This is a genomic window from Streptomyces echinatus (assembly GCF_014203595.1).
GTDB lineage: Bacteria > Actinomycetota > Actinomycetes > Streptomycetales > Streptomycetaceae > Streptomyces > Streptomyces echinatus.
Map to the genome: position 1 here is coordinate 12,292 of NZ_JACHJK010000004.1, position 16,520 is coordinate 28,811.

13 protein-coding genes are annotated in these 16,520 nt (G+C 72.7%); 9 read left to right on the plus strand and 4 right to left on the minus strand.

All coding sequences use genetic code 11. From position 1 onward, the window contains the following. The first annotated feature begins 236 nt into the window (after positions 1 to 236). The 5 genes from FHS34_RS12525 (at position 237) to hemB (ending at position 6,519) form a co-directional block, all read left to right on the plus strand. On the plus strand, positions 237 to 998 hold the full coding sequence (locus FHS34_RS12525; RefSeq protein WP_184964390.1) for a redox-sensing transcriptional repressor Rex: 762 nt from the start codon (positions 237 to 239) through the stop codon (positions 996 to 998). After that, complete coding sequence (locus FHS34_RS12530; RefSeq protein WP_184964392.1) at positions 995 to 2,686, plus strand: glutamyl-tRNA reductase; 1,692 nt, start codon at positions 995 to 997, stop codon at positions 2,684 to 2,686. The genes FHS34_RS12525 and FHS34_RS12530 overlap by 4 nt, the downstream gene beginning before the upstream one ends. Then, positions 2,683 to 3,642, plus strand: a complete 960-nt coding sequence (gene hemC, locus FHS34_RS12535) for a hydroxymethylbilane synthase (RefSeq protein WP_184964394.1) — start codon at positions 2,683 to 2,685, stop codon at positions 3,640 to 3,642. Before FHS34_RS12530 ends, hemC begins: the two co-directional genes overlap by 4 nt. Continuing rightward, positions 3,639 to 5,351 (plus strand): bifunctional uroporphyrinogen-III C-methyltransferase/uroporphyrinogen-III synthase, encoded by a 1,713-nt coding sequence (locus tag FHS34_RS12540; protein WP_184964396.1) that lies wholly within the window; start codon positions 3,639 to 3,641, stop codon positions 5,349 to 5,351. Before hemC ends, FHS34_RS12540 begins: the two co-directional genes overlap by 4 nt. 175 nt (positions 5,352 to 5,526) lie before the next feature. Continuing rightward, complete coding sequence (gene hemB / locus FHS34_RS12545) at positions 5,527 to 6,519, plus strand: porphobilinogen synthase (RefSeq protein ID WP_184964398.1); 993 nt, start codon at positions 5,527 to 5,529, stop codon at positions 6,517 to 6,519. 6 nt (positions 6,520 to 6,525) lie between these two features. On the opposite strand, the gene FHS34_RS12550 is transcribed toward hemB, so the two are convergent. Beyond that, positions 6,526 to 7,275 (minus strand): DUF4232 domain-containing protein, encoded by a 750-nt coding sequence (locus FHS34_RS12550; RefSeq protein ID WP_184964400.1) that lies wholly within the window; start codon positions 7,273 to 7,275, stop codon positions 6,526 to 6,528. Positions 7,276 to 7,458: 183 nt separating this feature from the next. On the opposite strand from FHS34_RS12550, the gene FHS34_RS12555 reads away from it, so the two are divergent. Both FHS34_RS12555 and FHS34_RS12560 read left to right on the plus strand, forming a co-directional pair. Further along, the gene (locus tag FHS34_RS12555; protein WP_184964402.1) at positions 7,459 to 8,898 is read left to right on the plus strand and encodes a helix-turn-helix domain-containing protein; all 1,440 of its coding nucleotides are present in this window, start codon (positions 7,459 to 7,461) and stop codon (positions 8,896 to 8,898) included. 188 nt (positions 8,899 to 9,086) lie between these two features. After that, a complete protein-coding gene (locus FHS34_RS12560) occupies positions 9,087 to 10,343 on the plus strand; it encodes an aminotransferase-like domain-containing protein (RefSeq protein WP_184964404.1) in 1,257 nt (418 codons plus the stop codon). Positions 10,344 to 10,356: 13 nt separating this feature from the next. On the opposite strand, the gene FHS34_RS12565 is transcribed toward FHS34_RS12560, so the two are convergent. Further along, complete coding sequence (locus FHS34_RS12565; protein ID WP_184964406.1) at positions 10,357 to 11,169, minus strand: DUF4253 domain-containing protein; 813 nt, start codon at positions 11,167 to 11,169, stop codon at positions 10,357 to 10,359. Positions 11,170 to 11,362: 193 nt separating this feature from the next. Then, positions 11,363 to 11,749 carry a VOC family protein gene (locus FHS34_RS12570; RefSeq protein ID WP_184964408.1) on the minus strand — a complete coding sequence of 129 codons (387 nt, stop codon included), beginning with the start codon at positions 11,747 to 11,749 and terminating at the stop codon, positions 11,363 to 11,365. A gap of 71 nt (positions 11,750 to 11,820) precedes the next feature. Between FHS34_RS12570 and FHS34_RS12575 the strand changes: the two genes are divergently transcribed. Further along, positions 11,821 to 12,771: a helix-turn-helix transcriptional regulator gene (locus tag FHS34_RS12575; RefSeq protein ID WP_184964410.1), complete on the plus strand. Its 951-nt coding sequence runs from the start codon at positions 11,821 to 11,823 to the stop codon at positions 12,769 to 12,771. A 93-nt stretch (positions 12,772 to 12,864) separates the two neighbouring features. Here the strand turns inward: FHS34_RS12575 and argS are convergent, their stop codons facing one another. Next, positions 12,865 to 14,634 carry an arginine--tRNA ligase gene (gene argS, locus FHS34_RS12580; protein WP_184964412.1) on the minus strand — a complete coding sequence of 590 codons (1,770 nt, stop codon included), beginning with the start codon at positions 14,632 to 14,634 and terminating at the stop codon, positions 12,865 to 12,867. Positions 14,635 to 14,761: 127 nt separating this feature from the next. On the opposite strand from argS, the gene lysS reads away from it, so the two are divergent. Then, entirely contained in the window at positions 14,762 to 16,501 is a 1,740-nt protein-coding gene (lysS, locus tag FHS34_RS12585; RefSeq protein WP_184964415.1) for a lysine--tRNA ligase, read from the plus strand. The last annotated feature ends 19 nt before the right edge of the window (positions 16,502 to 16,520 follow it).

Consider the following 16,520-nt stretch of genomic DNA (forward strand, 5'->3'; position numbering starts at 1 on the left):
CTCGGGGGCGGGATTCGTGAGGAGTGTGTGCGGTTTTGCCCCCAGTAATGAAGGAGCACCGGTGCGTGTGCGCCGGTTCCCGCCAAGGGCGCGAAACCGGCGTGACCCCGGTCACTTCTGCCGGGCAAATCGGACACCATCTTTGTGCACGCGTTCACAAAGACATAGCCTGCTGTCGACGGGGCGGTCTGGGGACGTATGACCGCCTGCAGCCCCGCTCTACCCGCAGGAGCACCGTGGCAACTGGCCGAACACACCGACCGGCGACCCGTAGCCGAGGAATTCCCGAGGCCACCGTCGCCAGGCTTCCGCTGTACCTCCGAGCCCTCACCGCACTGTCGGAGCGCTCGGTCCCCACGGTCTCCTCCGAGGAGCTGGCCGCGGCGGCGGGAGTCAACTCCGCCAAGCTGCGCAAGGACTTCTCGTACCTGGGTTCGTACGGAACGCGCGGTGTCGGCTACGACGTGGAGTATCTCGTCTACCAGATCTCCCGCGAGCTCGGCCTCACCCAGGACTGGCCGGTCGTGATCGTCGGTATCGGTAACCTCGGCGCCGCCCTGGCCAATTACGGCGGCTTCGCCTCCCGCGGCTTCCGGGTCGCCGCGCTGATCGACGCCGACCCGGCGATGGCCGGCAAGCCGGTCGCGGGCATCCCGGTGCAGCACACCGACGAGCTCGAGAAGATCATCAAGGACAACGGCGTCTCCATCGGCGTCATCGCCACCCCGGCCGGTGCCGCCCAGCAGGTCTGCGACCGGCTCGTGGCCGCCGGCGTGACCTCCATCCTGAACTTCGCGCCGACCGTGCTGACCGTCCCGGACGGCGTCGACGTGCGCAAGGTCGACCTCTCCATCGAGCTGCAGATCCTCGCGTTCCACGAGCAGCGCAAGGCCGGCGAAGAGACCGCCGCCGGCGACGGGGCCCTGCCCGCCGCCACCCGCGACACGTCCACCGACCAGGGACCCGACGGGGACGTGCCCGCCGTGATGCCGGCATGAGCCTCCTCGTCGTCGGACTGAGCCACCGCAGCGCCCCGGTCAGCGTGCTGGAGCGGGCCGCGCTGAGCGCGGACGCCCAGATCAAGCTGCTCCAGGACACGGTCGCCGCCGAGCCCGCCACCGAGGCCGCGGTGCTCGCCACCTGCAACCGCATCGAGCTGTACGCCGACGTGGACAAGTTCCACGCCGGTGTCGCCGAGCTGTCCACGCTGCTCGCCCAGCACAGCGGCGTCGGCCTGGGCGAGCTGACCCCGTACCTCTACGTGCACTACGAGGACCGGGCCGTCCACCACCTGTTCTCGGTGGCCTGCGGGCTGGACTCCATGGTCGTCGGCGAGGGACAGATCCTCGGCCAGATCAAGGACTCCCTGGCCCGCGCCCAGGACCTGCACACCGCGGGCAAGCTGCTGAACGACCTGTTCCAGCAGGCCCTGCGGGTCGGCAAGCGCGCCCACTCCGAGACCGGCATCGACCGCGCCGGCCAGTCCCTGGTCACCTTCGGCCTGGAGCAGCTGGCCGCGGGCGGCGACGTCCGGGCCTGGGCCGCGGGGCGCACGGCGCTGGTCATCGGCGCCGGTTCGATGTCGTCCCTGGCCGCCGCCACGCTCGCGCGCGCCGGGGTCGCCGAGATAGTCGTCGCCAACCGCACCTTCGAGCGTGCCGAGCGGCTCGCGGAGATCCTCGGCGAGGGCGACGACACGGGCACGGTGACCGCCCGCGCGGTGCGCATGGACGCGGTGGCCGACGAGCTGACACGTGCCGACGTCGTCGTCTCCTGTACCGGGGCGACGGGTCTGGTGCTCACGGCGGAAGCGGTCGCGCAGGCGGTCGAGGGCCGCACCGGCGCCCCCGCCGCCGAGATCACCGACGCCCCCCGTACGACCGCGCACGCCAAGGCGTCACAGCCGTCCGCCGGCCCGGGCGGCGACGAGAACTGCCCGCTGGACCTGGCCGCCGTACAGCCCGGCTTCTCCCTCATGGGCGAGGCCGCCGTGGCCGGCATGGACGCGGCCACCCTGGAGCAGCACGCGGCCTGGGTGGCCGGCGGGACCATCGACCGCCCGGGCCGCCGCACGCCCGAGACGGACGCCGAGCTGATCACCGCGCTCGCCGCGACCGCCGCGACGGTGGGCCGCATCCCCGAGCGGCGCACCCCGGAGCCGGTGGCCGAGCGCCCCGCGCCCCTCGTCTTCCTCCTCGACCTGGCCATGCCCCGCGACATCGACGCGGCCGTGCACCGGCTGGCCGGGGTGCGGCTGGTCGACATCGAGTCGCTGGCGGAGGCCTCCGCCGACGCGCCGATGGCGGCCGACGTGGACCAGGTCCGGCGTATCGTCTCCGACGAGGTCGCGGCCTTCGGCGCGGCGCAGCGGGCGGCGCACATCACGCCGACCGTGGTCGCGCTGCGCACCATGGCCGCCGACGTCGTCGCCGGCGAGATCGCGCGGCTCGACGGCCGCCTGCCCGACCTGGACGAACGCCAGCGCGGCGAGATCCGGCAGGCCGTGCACCGGGTCGTCGACAAGCTGCTGCACGCGCCGACCGTGAGGGTCAAGCAGCTCGCGGCCGAGCCCGGCGGCGCCGGGTACGCGGACGCGCTGCGCACCCTGTTCGACCTCGACCCCGAGACGGTCGCCGCCGTCTCCCGGGCCGGGGACAGCACAGAGGAGAAGGACCGACCGGCATGAGTGAGAAGGCACTGCGGCTGGGGACCAGGCGGAGCAAGCTCGCCATGGCCCAGTCCGGGCAGGTGGCGGAGGCCGTCCGCCGGGTGACCGGCCGGCCCGTCGAGCTGGTCGAGATCACCACCTACGGCGATGTCTCCCGCGAGGCGCTGGCGCAGATCGGCGGCACCGGCGTCTTCGTGACGGCGCTGCGCGACGCGCTGGTGCGGGGCGAGGTCGACTTCGCGGTTCATTCGCTCAAGGACCTCCCGACCACGCAGCCCGAGGAGCTGGTCCTGGCCGCCGTACCGGTGCGCGAGGACCCGCGGGACGTGATCGTCGCCCGGGACGCGCTCAAGTTCACCGACCTGCCGCGGGGCGCCCGCATCGGTACCGGTTCGCCGCGTCGCATGGCGCAGCTGAACGCGTACGCGCGTGCCCACGGCCTGGACATCGAGACGGTCCCGATCCGCGGCAACGTGGACACCCGCATCCGGTACGTCCACGACGGCGAGCTGGACGCGGTCGTGCTGGCCGCCGCCGGACTCAACCGGATCGGCCGGTCCGACGAGGTGACCGACTTCCTGTCGGTCGACACGGTTTTGCCCGCCCCCGGCCAGGGGGCCCTGGCGATCGAGTGTGCCGCGGACAACGCGGACCTGATCGCGGCACTCGGCGAGCTCGACGACCCGTTCACGCGGGCCGCCGTGACCGCCGAACGGTCACTGCTCGCCGCCCTGGAGGCCGGTTGCAGCGCCCCCGTGGGCGCGCTGGCCGACCTTCTGGCCGACGGGCAGTTTGTCAAGGAAATGCGCCTGCGCGGCGTCGTCGGCACGACCGACGGCACTCGCATGGTGCAGCTGTCCACCACCGGTCCCGTGCCCCAGACGCACGAGCAGGCGACGGCACTCGGGCGTGAACTCGCCAGCGAGATGCTCGCCCAGGGCGCGGCCGGTCTGATGGGGGAGCGAGCACATTGAGCCCCACCGCCCTTCCTGCCGCCGGTCCTGAACACGGGCACGTCACCTTCCTGGGTGCCGGACCCGGAGATCCGGGACTGCTCACTCTGCGCGCCGTGGAGGCGCTGTCGAGCGCGGACGTCCTGGTCGCCGAGCACGAGGTGCTCGACGTGATCCGGACGCACGCCCGACAGGGCGTCTCCGTCGTGCAGACGGACGCCGATCCCTCTTCGGTCTCGCCGCCGGGCACGGGCACGCCCCAGCTGACGGTCGTTGACGGCACGTCAACACCCGCCGCGGTCCCGGCTGCTGCCCGGGATGCCGCTCATCTTGTCATGGAGGCCGCGCGGGGCGGCAGGCGGGTCGTCCGTGCGGTGTCCGGGGACCCGGGACTTGATACGTACGCGGCCGAGGAAATGCTCGCCTGCGCCGCCGCCGGTGTGCCCTTCGAGGTCGTGCCCGGTGTCGCGGCGGCGGTCGGCGTGCCCGCGTACGCCGGTGTGCCGCTGCGGGGCGCCGATGGCGCGGACGTCCGGTTCGTGGACGCCCGTACCGCCTCCGAGCGCTGCTGGACGGAGGTGGGCGCCTCGGACGGCACGGTGGTCGTGTCGACGACGCTGGACTCCGTCGCCGCCGCGGCGGGCGAGCTGGTCTCGGCGGGCCGCAAGCCGGACACCCCTCTGTCGGTCACCATCGCCGGTACGACGACCCGCCAGCGCACCTGGACGGCGACGCTCGGCACGATCGCGCAGACGCTGAAGCAGGCGAAGGTGCTGCCGTCGCCGGACGGCGGCCGGCCGGTGATAGCCGTGGTCGGCGAGCGTTCCTCCGCCGCCCGGCGCGACCAGCTGTCGTGGTTCGAGTCCAAGCCGCTGTTCGGCTGGAAGGTGCTCGTGCCGCGGACGAAGGAGCAGGCGGCGTCGCTCTCCGACCAGCTGCGGTCCTACGGCGCGGTGCCGCACGAGGTTCCGACGATCGCGGTGGAGCCCCCGCGCACCCCGCAGCAGATGGAACGGGCGGTCAAGGGTCTCGTCACCGGCCGCTACGAGTGGATCGCCTTCACGTCGGTCAACGCGGTGAAGGCCGTCCGCGAGAAGTTCGAGGAGTACGGCCTCGACGCCCGTGCCTTCGCGGGCATCAAGGTGGCCGCGGTGGGCGAGCAGACCGCCAAGGCGCTGGTCGCCTTCGGCGTGAAGCCGGACCTGGTGCCGAGCGGTGAGCAGTCCGCGGCCGGCCTCCTGGAGGACTGGCCGCCCTACGACCCGGTGTTCGACCCGATCGACCGCGTCTTCCTGCCGCGGGCCGACATCGCCACGGAGACCCTGGTGGCCGGCCTGATCGAGCTGGGCTGGGAGGTCGACGACGTGACCGCCTACCGGACGGTCCGCGCGTCGCCGCCCCCGGCGGACACCCGCGAGGCGATCAAGGGCGGCGGCTTCGACGCGGTGCTCTTCACGTCCTCGTCGACGGTCCGGAACCTGGTCGGTATCGCGGGCAAGCCGCACAACGTGACGGTCATCGCGTGCATCGGTCCGGCGACGGCCAAGACCGCCGAGGAGCACGGGCTCCGGGTCGACGTGATGGCTCCCGAGCCGTCGGTGCACAAGCTGGCCGAGGCCCTGGCCGACTTCGGCATGAAGCGGCGCGCCGCGGCGGTGGAGGCCGGCGACCCGGTGACCCGGCCGAGCGAACGGCGCCCGGGCGCGCGGAGGCGTCGCTCGACGACCTGAGGTGTGGCACGTACCGGCTCAGGAGTGCTCCTCTTCCCGGGGGCGCCCCTGGGCCGGTTCCGTTTCCGCCGCGACCGCGCCTCCGCCCCAGGCGCGAGCAGGCCCGCTCGGGACGGCTTCCGGGCCGACACGGCGTCGGCAAAGGTGCGGGGCGGGCGGGCGTAGCGTAGGTGGCATGACGAAGTACGGATCGTTTCCCGGTGCGCGTCCCCGGCGGCTGCGGACCTCGCCCGTCATGCGGCGGATGGTCGCCGAGACCCGGCTGCATCCCGCCGACTTCATCCTCCCGGCGTTCGTCCGGGAGGGCGTGAGCGAGCCGGTGCCGATCGCCGCCATGCCCGGTGTCGTGCAGCACACCCGCGACAGCCTGAAGAAGGCCGCGCTGGAGGCGGTGGAGGCCGGGGTCTCCGGGATCATGCTGTTCGGCGTGCCGGAGGAGTCCAAGAAGGACGCCCAGGGCACGGTCGGCACCGACCCGGACGGGATCCTCCAGGTCGCCCTGCGGGACGTCCGCGCCGAGGTCGGCGACGATCTGCTCGTCATGTCCGACCTGTGCCTGGACGAGTTCACCGACCACGGGCACTGCGGCGTGCTGGACGCCGAGGGCCGCGTCGACAACGACGCCACCCTGGAGCGGTACGCCGAGATGGCCCAGGTGCAGGCCGACGCCGGCGCCCATGTCGTCGGCCCCAGCGGGATGATGGACGGCCAGATCGGCGTCATCCGCGACGCGCTCGACCAGATCGGGCGCGAGGACGTCGCCGTCCTCGCCTACACCGCCAAGTACTCCTCGGCCTTCTACGGCCCGTTCCGCGAGGCCGTCGGCTCCTCGCTGCAGGGCGACCGCAAGACCTACCAGCAGGATCCGGCCAACTGGCGCGAGTCGTTGCGGGAGTTGGAGCTGGACCTGGTCGAGGGCGCCGACATGGTGATGGTCAAGCCCGCCGGTCCGTACCTCGACATCCTCGCCCGGGTCGCGGACGCCGTGGACGTGCCCGTCGCCGCCTACCAGATCTCCGGTGAGTACGCGATGATCGAGGCCGCCGCCGAGAAGGGCTGGATCGACCGGGACCGGGCCATCGTCGAGACCCTGACCGGCATCAAGCGGGCCGGCGCGCGGAACATCCTCACCTACTGGGCCACCGAGGTGGCCCGGCAACTGCGCTAGGACCGTTCACCAGCCGTTGATGAGCTCCAGGTCCTGCTCCCAGTACGTCACCTTCAGCGCGCTGTCGTAGTAGACGCCCTTGGCGGGCAGGGCCGGGATCGCGGACGGGCCGCCGCTGCTGTTCGGGGTGTAGCCCTGGAAGGCCAGGGTCAGCTTGTGGGCGGTCTGGCCGCCGGTGCCGCTGCCGTCGGCGGCCGACAGCAGCACGCCCGCGTACCCCGACTCGCCCGGCGCCAGGGAGACCACGGCCTGCGGCTGGGTCTCCTTGTCGGGCTGCGGTACCCACTGCATCTGGTCGAAGCGCAGGACCGGGTAGTACGGCAGATCGCAGGACTTGCTGCCGGTGTTCCGCACCGTCAGCAGCATGTGGTTGAGAGGCCGGTTGAGCAGCTGGGCGGTGACCTTGGTGTTCGTGCCGTTGCACAGCACCGCGGAGCCGCCCCCGCTGCCGCCCGTGCCCTGGCCGCCCTGGCCGGCGGAGGTGCCGGACCCGCCGCCGGGCTTGTGGGTACCGGTCACGGTCTTGCCGTCCGCCGTACCGCCGACGGCGCCGGCCGTGCCGCCCGGGCTGCCGGTGCCGCCGCCCGTGGTGCCGCCGGCGGTGTCCTCGGCCGTCCGTGGCGCGTCCGTCTCCACCGCCGTCGACTGGGAGGAGCCCTCGTCCTCGGTGCCCGTCCCGTTGCCGCACGCCGTGAGTGCGAGGGCGGCGACGGCGGTGCCGGTGGCGGCGAGCAGACGAACATGGCGCATACGCATGGCAAGTCCTCTTTCGGGCTGGGCCGGTTGTCGTGCTTGGATGACCAACAGCCTGTGGGCGGGTTCGTCCCAAGGGCCAGCAACTGCCGCCCATTTGGGACGCTGGAACGCCCACACGGCCTTGACCTGGGGAAATGAGCCTGCCCTGGAACGCCTGGGCGGGACGAGGGGGACGGAGGAACGGTGGACGAGGGCACGTCCGAGAGCGCTTTCGCCGCGCTGCTGCGGGAGCTGAAGGACCGCTCCGGGCTCAGCTACGGCACGCTCGCCAAACGGCTCCACATGAGCACGTCGACGCTGCACCGCTACTGCAACGGGGACGCCGTACCGACGGACTACGCCCCCGTGGAGCGGCTCGCCCGGCTGTGCAGGGCCACGCCCGAGGAGCTGGTGGAGCTGCACCGGCGGTGGGTGCTGGCCGACGCGGGACGGGGACGGAAGGGGCAGGAGCCGGCGCGGGCCGTCCGGGAGCCGGCGGTGGAGGCGGGGGTTCCTGAACCGGCCGCCGGTCAGGAGACCGGTCCGGTCAGCGCGGCGGTGCCGGCGGCCGCGCCGGAGCCCGAGCCACAGCCTGAGCCGGAGGCCGGGCCGAAGCCTCAGCAGGAGCAGGAGCAGGAGCAGGAGCAGGAGCACGAGCAGGCGGCGGCATCGGAGCCGGCGTCGGCGTCAGTGCGGGACAAGGCGGCCGGGCCGTGGCGGCGGCGCCGGACCGTGTTGCTCGCCGCCCTCGCCGTCACCGCGCTGCTCGGCGGGGTGACGGCCGCCCTGAGCCTGCCTTCCTCCGGCGACGGGACGCAGGACGTCGGCGCCAAGGGCGGCACGGCCTCCGCCGGGACCGCCGCCCGCGGCGGCGCTCCGGTGACGCCGACGGCCGGCAGCCCGACGCCACGCCGCTCCGCCACCCGCTCGGCCTCGGCCTCACCCACCGCCGAGCCCTCCGCCTCCGCCGCCGGCAGCGGGGCGCCCGCGGCCACGCCGTCGCGTGCCCCGGCCGGCGGGGCGACGTCCGCGGCCCCGCCCCTCACGGTCAACACCCACCCCTACTCCTGGGAGGACCCCTGCTCCCAGCACTATCTGATCGACCGGCCGCCGGCCGAGGTCTCCCCGCCGCCGCTGGAACAGGACGCGCCCGCCTGGGTGGACGTGCACCGGGCGGTGTCGGCGGGGGATCAGTTCGTCACCTTCACCGTGCAGGGCACGGGTCCCGAGACCGTCGTGCTGGAGGGGCTGTCCGTGCGCATGGCGGGCAAGCGGTCCCCGCTCCAGTGGAACGACTACGCCATGGGCTACCCGGGCGTCGGCTGCGGCGGCGGTGTACCGACCCACTCCTTCTCGGTCGCCCTGGACGCGATGCGGCCCGCGCCCGTCCCCGCGGCCGGGAGCCGCAACTTCCCGTTCAAGGTGAGCCAGTCCGAGCCCGAGGTCTTCCACATCACGGCCGACGCGTCGGCGTACGACGTCAGCTGGAACCTGGAGCTCCAGTGGTCCAGCGGGACGCGCCACGGCACGTTGCTGATCGACGACGCCGGCCGCCCCTTCCGCACCAGCGGCAACAACGGACGGCCCGCCTACGCCTTCCCGCTGGGTGGCGAGAAGTGGCAGCCGGCGTCCGACACGAACTGACCCGCCCGCCCAGCCGCCAGAAGGCCCGGACCCCCAACCGCCCGGACCCCCTACCGCCCAGCCGGCCGGCCGCCCAGCCGGCGGGCCGTCCGGATCACGGAATGACCGGTGTAGACGGCACGTACTTCTCTAGCCTGACGGCTCCGAGAGCAGCCTGATCGGATCCTGAGCCGAAGGAGAGCCGTGCCATGACCGCAGTCGAGCCCGCCCCGACCCTCGTCACGCCCGCCGCCGAGCAGGCCGCGAGCCGCGCCCCCGTCCCGCAGCTCGCCGCCCCCGTCCCGCCGCTCGCCGCGCGCGCCCGCAGTGTGGGCGGTTCGCCCGTGCGGGACATCCTCGCGGTCACCGCACGTCCCGAGGTGATCAACTTCGCGGGCGGCCTGCCGGCACCGGAACTCTTCGACCGGGACGGCATAGCGGCGGCGTTCGAGCACGTCCTGGCGCACTCCCCGGCACAGGCGCTGCAGTACTCCACGACGGAGGGCGAACCCACGCTCCGGGCCGGCCTCGCGGCCCGCGTCACCGACCGGGGCCTGCCCACCGCCCCCGGCGACCTGCTCATCACGACCGGCTCCCAGCAGGCGCTGTCCCTGCTGGCGACGGCCCTGATCGAGCCGGGCGACACGGTCCTGGTGGAAAACCCCTGCTACCTGGCGGCACTTCAGGTCTTCGGGCTCGCGGGAGCGCGCGTCGTGGCCGTGCCGGGTGACGCGGACGGAGTCGACCCGGCCGCCCTGGAGGAGGCGATCCGCCGCGAACACCCCAAGCTGCTGTACCTGGTCCCCACCTTCCAGAACCCCACCGGCCGTACGATGCCCGCGCCGCGGCGCGCGGCGATCGCCGAGGTGGCCGCCCGCCGGGGCCTGTGGATCGTCGAGGACGACCCGTACGGCGAACTCCGCTACGACGGTGAGCACCTCCCCTGGATCGCCTCCCTCCCCGGCGCCGAGGACCGCACCGTCCTGCTCGGCTCCTTCTCCAAGGTGATGGCTCCCGGCCTGCGCCTCGGCTGGCTGCGCGGGCCCGGAGAGCTGCGCCGGGCGTGCGCGGTGGCCAAGCAGGCGGCGGACCTGCACACCCCGACGCTCAACCAGCTCGCCGCCGCCCGCTATCTGGACGTGCTGGACGCCCATGTGAAGCGGGTGCGGTCCGTCTACTGCGCACGTCGTGACGCCATGCTGGCGGGCCTGCCCGCCGCCCTGCCGGCCGGCTCCCGGTGGAGCCGGCCGGCAGGTGGCATGTTCCTCTGGGTGCGCCTGCCGGAGTCGTACGACACCCTCGCCCTGCTTCCGCGGGTGGTCGAGCAGAACGTCGCCTACGTGCCCGGCGCGCCCTTCCACGTCGGCGAACCCGGCCGCTCCACCCTGCGCCTGTGCTTCGTCACCCAGACCCCGGACGAGATCGGGGAGGGGCTGCGCCGGCTGGCCCGGGGGCTCGCCGGCTGAGGGCGGCGGCGGGTCAGTCCCACCAGAAGGTCCAGGTGTCCTCGCCCAACAGGGTCTTCGCGTAGCCGCGCAGGGTGTCCTCCTCGCCCTGGAGGATGCTGTCCGGGCAGAACGCGAAGTGCTCCGCCGCCACCGCCTCGGCGTCCTCCTGGGTGGCCGGCGGGGCCGCCACGGACAGGACGAGGGTGTCCGGGCCCAGGGCCACCACCCGTATGCCGAAGCGGTCCTCCCAGGACCGCAGGACCGCGCTCACGCGGGCCACGTCGGGCTCGTAGTTCACCGGGCCGGCCCAGCCGATCGCGGCCGGTATGTCGGCCGACCGGCGCGCCGGGACCAGGGCGAGGTGGGCCCGCTCGATGCCCGACTCCGGATCGCCGCACAGCGCGTCGGCGACCTGGGCCGCGCGGGTGTCCGGGGCGACGGAGAGGGCGGCGGGGGCGGGGGCCAGTCCGGGCCACTCGTCCCCGAACGGCTCGATCTCCTCGGCCGCGCCGCCGTCCTCCGTCTCCTCCTCCCAGTACTCCGCGAGGACGTCCTCGGCGTCGTGATCGCCCGGGTAGGACGTCTCACCGGGCAGCAGCGCCCAGTCCTCCAGGCCGACCGCGGTATCCACGAGCACCGGCAGCAGACCCGCGCGGGCCGCCGGCGCGCCCAGCGCCTTCCAGGTGCCCGGCGCGGCCGGCTTCTCCGCGTGCCACAGCAGGGGTTCGTGCCAGGGGCCGTCGTCCGTCGTGTCGATCAGCCGGCCGGGAGGCAGCCGGAGCCCCAGGGAACGGCCGCTGGGATCGGTGGCCAGTCGGGGCAGCGGGTTGGGAAGAGTCGCCATGCCCGTGACTGTAAGCCCCGCCACTGACAACGCCGTTGACCCCCTCCCCCTCCTTTGCCGACGGCTGGGATTGGCGGATCCGTGCCATCGCCCCCGGGATCTCATCCCGCTGACCTGCGCCTTTCTCACGCCTCCCCGGAACGGATCTGCCAATCCACCCCGGAAGGGGGAGGGGAGGGGGAGGGGGCAAGGGTCAGAGCAGGGTGGTGATGCAGAAGGGGTGGCCTGCGGGGTCCAGGAGGACTCGCCAGCGGTCTTCGCCGGGCTGGTGCTCGGGGGTGGTGGCGCCCAGGGTGTGCAGGTGTTTCTCGGCGGTGTCCAGGTCGTCCACGCCCAGTTCGATGTGCGCCTGCTTCTCCTGGGCCGGGTCCGGCCAGGTCGGCGGGCGGTAGTCGGCCAGGCGGTTGAAGCCGAGACCGGTCGACCCCTCCTTGCCGAGCAGTACGAAGTCGTCCGTGGAGTAGAGGGCCGACATGTCCAGCAACTCCGCGTAGAAGCGGGACAGTTCGGCGGGGTCGGCGCAGTCGAAGGTGACGGCGGCGTAGCGGAACGCGGGTGTGGAAGTGGTCTTGGTGGTCATGGGGACGACCGTAGGACGTGACCCGGACAGTTCCGGTCCTGGTCATGACCGCGTGTGGAAAACTTCCCGCTGTGCTCAGCTCGTCCGCCCGCCTGCTACGGCTGCTGTCCCTGCTGTCGGCCCGCCCGTCCTGGACGTGCGCCGAGCTGGCCGAGCGCATGGAGGTCACGGACCGTACGGTCCGCCGGGACGTGGCACGGCTGCGGGACCTCGGCTACTCCGTCGACTCCGAGGCCGGGCCCTGGGGCGGCTACCGCCTGCGCGCCGGGTCCCGGGTGCCGCCGCTGATCCTCGACGACGAGGAGGCGCTCGCCGTGGCGGTCGGACTGCGCGAGGCCGCGCTGAGCGACGCGCTCGGCGGCGACCAGGCCGCGCTGTCGGCCCTGCTGAAGCTGCGCCAGGTACTGCCCCGCCGGATCGCGGACCGCCTCGGCGAACTGGACGACGCCTTCGTCCGCCTCCCCGGGACCGACGGCCCGCAGATCAGGCCGGGTCTGCTGCTGGAGCTGGCCGTCGCCTGCCGGCAGGGGGAGCGGGCCCGGCTGTCGTACACCGACGGAGAGGGACGGGGCACGGTCCGGGACGTCGACCCGTACCGGCTCGTCCACACCGGGCGGCGCTGGTACTTCGTCGCGCGGGACGTGTCCCGGGCGCAGTGGCGGACGTTCCGGGCCGACCGGGTCGACCGCATCCAGCCCACCGGACACCCGGCGGACCTCACCGACCCGCCCGACCCGGCCCGGCTCGTCTCCCGCAACACCGCGAACGGCCCCTACCCGCTGTCGGCCACCGTCCGCCTGCCCGTCCCCATGGACGAGGCGCTGCGGATCGTCCCGCCGACGGTCGGCACCCATCGCCCCGACGGGCCCGACGCCACCCTCGTCGACATCGGCGGCCCGAACCCGGACGGCCTCGCCCGCTATCTCCTCGGCCTCGGAACACCGCTGCGCGTCATCGAACCGGACCCGGTCCGGCAGGCCCTGGCACGCCGGGCGCGGGAGCTCGCCGGGGAGAACGCCTGACGCGGGGGCCGCGATCCGGCGTGATGCGTGCAAAGGCAGTGGGGACGCTCCCGTGTGCACGGGAGCGTCCCCACAGGTGCCGAGGGCCGCGTGTCAGAGCTTCTCGGGGGTCCTGATGCCCAGCAGGGCCATGCCCTGGTGCAGGGTGCGGGCGGTGAGGTCGACCAGGAAGAGGCGGTTCTCCACCTGCTCCGCGGTGTCGGCCTTCAGGACCGGGCACTGGTCGTAGAAGGTCGTGAGCAGCGACGCCAGCTGGTACAGGTACGCGGCCAGCTTGTGCGGCTCGTAGTCCGCCGCGACCTCCAGGACCGTCTCCGCGAACTGGTCCAGGTGCAGGCCGAGAGCCCGCTCCGCGGGGGCCAGTTCCAGCTCCGGGTGGGCGGCCGGGCGTGCCTCGCCCGCCTTGCGCAGGATGGACTGGACCCGGGCGTACGCGTACTGGAGGTAGACGGAGGTGTCGCCGTTCAGCGAGACCATCTGGTCCAGGTCGAACTTGTAGTCCCGGACCGCGGAGGTCGACAGGTCCGCGTACTTCACCGCGCCGATACCGACGTAGCGGCCGTTCTCGGTGATCTCCTGCTCCGTCAGGCCGACCTTCTCGGCCTTCTCGCGGACGACGGCGGTGGCCCGCTCGACGGCCTCGTCCAGGAGGTCCTGGAGCTTGACCGTCTCACCCGCACGGGTCTTGAACGGCTTGCCGTCCTTGCCGAGGACCGTGCCGAAGGCCAGCTGGTGCGCCTTGACGTCGTCGTTCAGCCAGCCGGCCCGGCGGGCGGTCTCGAAGACCATCTTGAAGTGCAGGGCCTGCCGGGCGTCCACCACGTACAGCAGGGTGCTCGCCTTCAGGTTGAAGACGCGGTCGCGGATCGCGGACAGGTCGGTGGCCGCGTAGCCGTAGCCGCCGTCCGACTTCTGCACGATCAGCGGGACCGGCTTGCCGTCGGGGCCCTTGACGTCCTCGAAGAACACGCACAGCGCGCCCTCGGAGCGGACGGCGACACCCGACTCCTCCAGCATCCGGCAGGTGTCGGCCAGCATGTCGTTGTACCCGGACTCGCCGACGATGTCGGGGTCCTGGATCTCCATGTCCAGCTTCTCGAAGACGGAGAAGAAGTAGATCTTCGACTCGTCCACGAACTTCTGCCACATGGCGAGCGTCTGCGGGTCGCCGGCCTGGAGGTCCACCACCCGGCGGCGGGCCCGCGTCTTGAACTCCTCGTCGGAGTCGAACTTCCCGCGCGCGGCCTTGTAGAGGCGGTCGAGGTTCGACATCGCCTCCTCGCCGGTCACCTGGGCGTCCTTGTGGTCCAGCTCGTGCGGGTGCTCGTCCAGGTACTGGATGAGCATGCCGAACTGGGTGCCCCAGTCGCCGATGTGGTGACGGCGCACCACGTTCTCGCCGGTGAACTCCAGGAGCTGGACCACCGCGTCGCCGATCACCGCGGAGCGCAGGTGGCCGACGTGCATCTCCTTGGCCACGTTCGGCTGCGCGTAGTCGATCACCGTCGTGCCGGGGTGCGCGGCGTACGGCACGCCGAGGCGGCCCGTCTCGTCCGCGTACCGCGCGGCGAGGTTCTCGGTGATCGCCCTGTCCGCGATCGTGATGTTGAGGAAGCCGGGGCCGGAGACCTCGACGTCCTTGATCACGTCACCCGCCGCCACCTGGGCGACGACCTGGGTCGCCAGTTCCCGGGGGTTCGCCTTCGCCTTCTTGGCCAGGGCCAGAATGCCGTTGGCCTGGAAGTCGGCCCGGTCGCTTCGTCGCAGCAGCGGGTCCGCGCCGGCGGCCTCCGGCAGGGTGGCCGAGAGGGCGGACGCGAGGTGCTGCTGGACGCTGTCGCTGAGGGACGTGACCGAGGCCATAGGAATGGGTGCCGTTCTCCTCGTGGGGCGGATGGTCCCGGCCAGTATCCCACGGGGGGTAAAGCCGTTTTCCCGGCCGCCGTACGGTCTGTGAGAATGGAGTGTCACCCCGTTCAGAAAGAAGGACGTGCCGATCGTGGCTCAGAGCACCGAGACCACCGACTGGGTCTCCCGTTTCGCGGATGAGGTCATCGAGGAATCGGAGCGCCAGGCCCCGGGCAAACCGGTCGTCGTCGCGTCCGGCCTCTCCCCCTCCGGCCCGATCCACCTCGGCAACCTCCGCGAGGTCATGACCCCGCATCTCGTCGCCGACGAGATCCGCCGCCGCGGCCACCAGGTCCGGCACCTGATCTCCTGGGACGACTACGACCGGTACCGGAAGGTGCCGGCGGGCGTCGCCGGTGTCGACGAGTCGTGGGCCGAGCACATCGGCAAGCCGCTCACCTCGGTGCCGGCGCCGAAGGGCTCCGCGCACCCGAACTGGGCCGAGCACTTCAAGGCCGCGATGATCGAGTCGCTCGCCGAGCTGGGCGTCGAGTTCGACGGGATCAGCCAGACCGCGCAGTACACCTCCGGTGTCTACCGCGAGCAGATCCTGCACGCCATGCGGCACCGCGGGGACATCGACGCGATCCTCGCCCAGTACCGCACGAAGAAGGCGCCGAAGAAGCAGCAGCAGAAGGCCGTCGACGAGGCCGAGCTGGAGGCCGAGGAGGGCTCGGGAGCCGCGGCCGAGGACGACGGCAGCTCCGGCTCCGCCGGGTACTTCCCGTACAAGCCGTACTGCGGCAACTGCGAGAAGGACCTGACGACCGTCACCTCCTACGACGACGACAGCACCGAGCTGGCGTACACGTGCACCGCGTGCGGCTTCACCGAGACCGTCCGGCTGAGCGAGTTCAACCGCGGCAAGCTGGTCTGGAAGGTCGACTGGCCGATGCGCTGGGCGTACGAGGGCGTGATCTTCGAGCCGAGCGGTGTCGACCACTCCTCGCCGGGTTCGTCGTTCCAGGTGGGCGGACAGATCGTCGGCATCTTCGGCGGCAAGCGGCCCATCGGTCCCATGTACGCCTTCGTCGGCATCAGCGGCATGGCGAAGATGTCCTCCTCGCGCGGCGGCGTGCCCACCCCGGCCGACGCCCTGCAGATCATGGAGCCGCAGCTCCTGCGCTGGCTGTACGCGCGCCGCAGGCCCAACCAGTCCTTCAAGATCGCCTTCGACCAGGAGATCCAGCGGCTCTACGACGAGTGGGACAAGCTCGCGGCCAAGGTCGCCGACGGTTCCGCCCTGCCGGGTGACGTGGCCGCGTACACCCGCGCCGTCGGCACCGCCGCCGGTGAGCTGCCGAAGACGTCGCGTCCGCTGCCGTACCGCACGCTCGCCTCCGTGGCCGACATCACCGCCGGACACGAGGACCAGGCGCTGCGCATCCTCTCCGAGCTGGACCCGGAGCAGCCGCTGGCCTCCCTGGACGAGGTCCGCCCGCGGTACGACAAGGCCGAGGCGTGGATCAACACCCACGTGCCCGCCGACCAGCGGACCATCGTGCGCGACGAGCCCGACACCGAGCTGCTGAAGTCCCTCGACGAGGCGTCCGGGCAGTCGGTGCGGCTGCTGCTCGACGGGCTCGCCGAGCACTGGTCGCTCGACGGGCTGACCCACCTCGTGTACGGCGTGCCGAAGGTACAGGCCGGCTTCTCCGCCGACGCCACCCCCAAGGAGCTGCCGGCCGAGATCAAGACCGCGCAGCGGACCTTCTTCGCCCTGCTCTACCACCTGCTCGTGGGCCGCGACACCGGCCCGCGGCTGCCCACCCTGCTGCTCGCGGTCGGGCAGGACCGGGTGCGGAAGCTGCTCGGCGAGTAGGCGGCACCGGGAAGCGCAT

Coding starts and splice junctions, on each gene's coding strand:
- FHS34_RS12530 (WP_184964392.1), top strand. CDS start 995: ATGAGCCTCCTCGTCGTCGGACTGAGCCACCGCAGCGCCCCGGTCAGC.
- hemC (WP_184964394.1), top strand. CDS start 2,683: ATGAGTGAGAAGGCACTGCGGCTGGGGACCAGGCGGAGCAAGCTCGCC.
- hemB (WP_184964398.1), top strand. CDS start 5,527: ATGACGAAGTACGGATCGTTTCCCGGTGCGCGTCCCCGGCGGCTGCGG.
- FHS34_RS12550 (WP_184964400.1), bottom strand. CDS start 7,275: ATGCGTATGCGCCATGTTCGTCTGCTCGCCGCCACCGGCACCGCCGTC.
- FHS34_RS12560 (WP_184964404.1), top strand. CDS start 9,087: ATGACCGCAGTCGAGCCCGCCCCGACCCTCGTCACGCCCGCCGCCGAG.
- FHS34_RS12565 (WP_184964406.1), bottom strand. CDS start 11,169: ATGGCGACTCTTCCCAACCCGCTGCCCCGACTGGCCACCGATCCCAGC.
- FHS34_RS12570 (WP_184964408.1), bottom strand. CDS start 11,749: ATGACCACCAAGACCACTTCCACACCCGCGTTCCGCTACGCCGCCGTC.
- argS (WP_184964412.1), bottom strand. CDS start 14,634: ATGGCCTCGGTCACGTCCCTCAGCGACAGCGTCCAGCAGCACCTCGCG.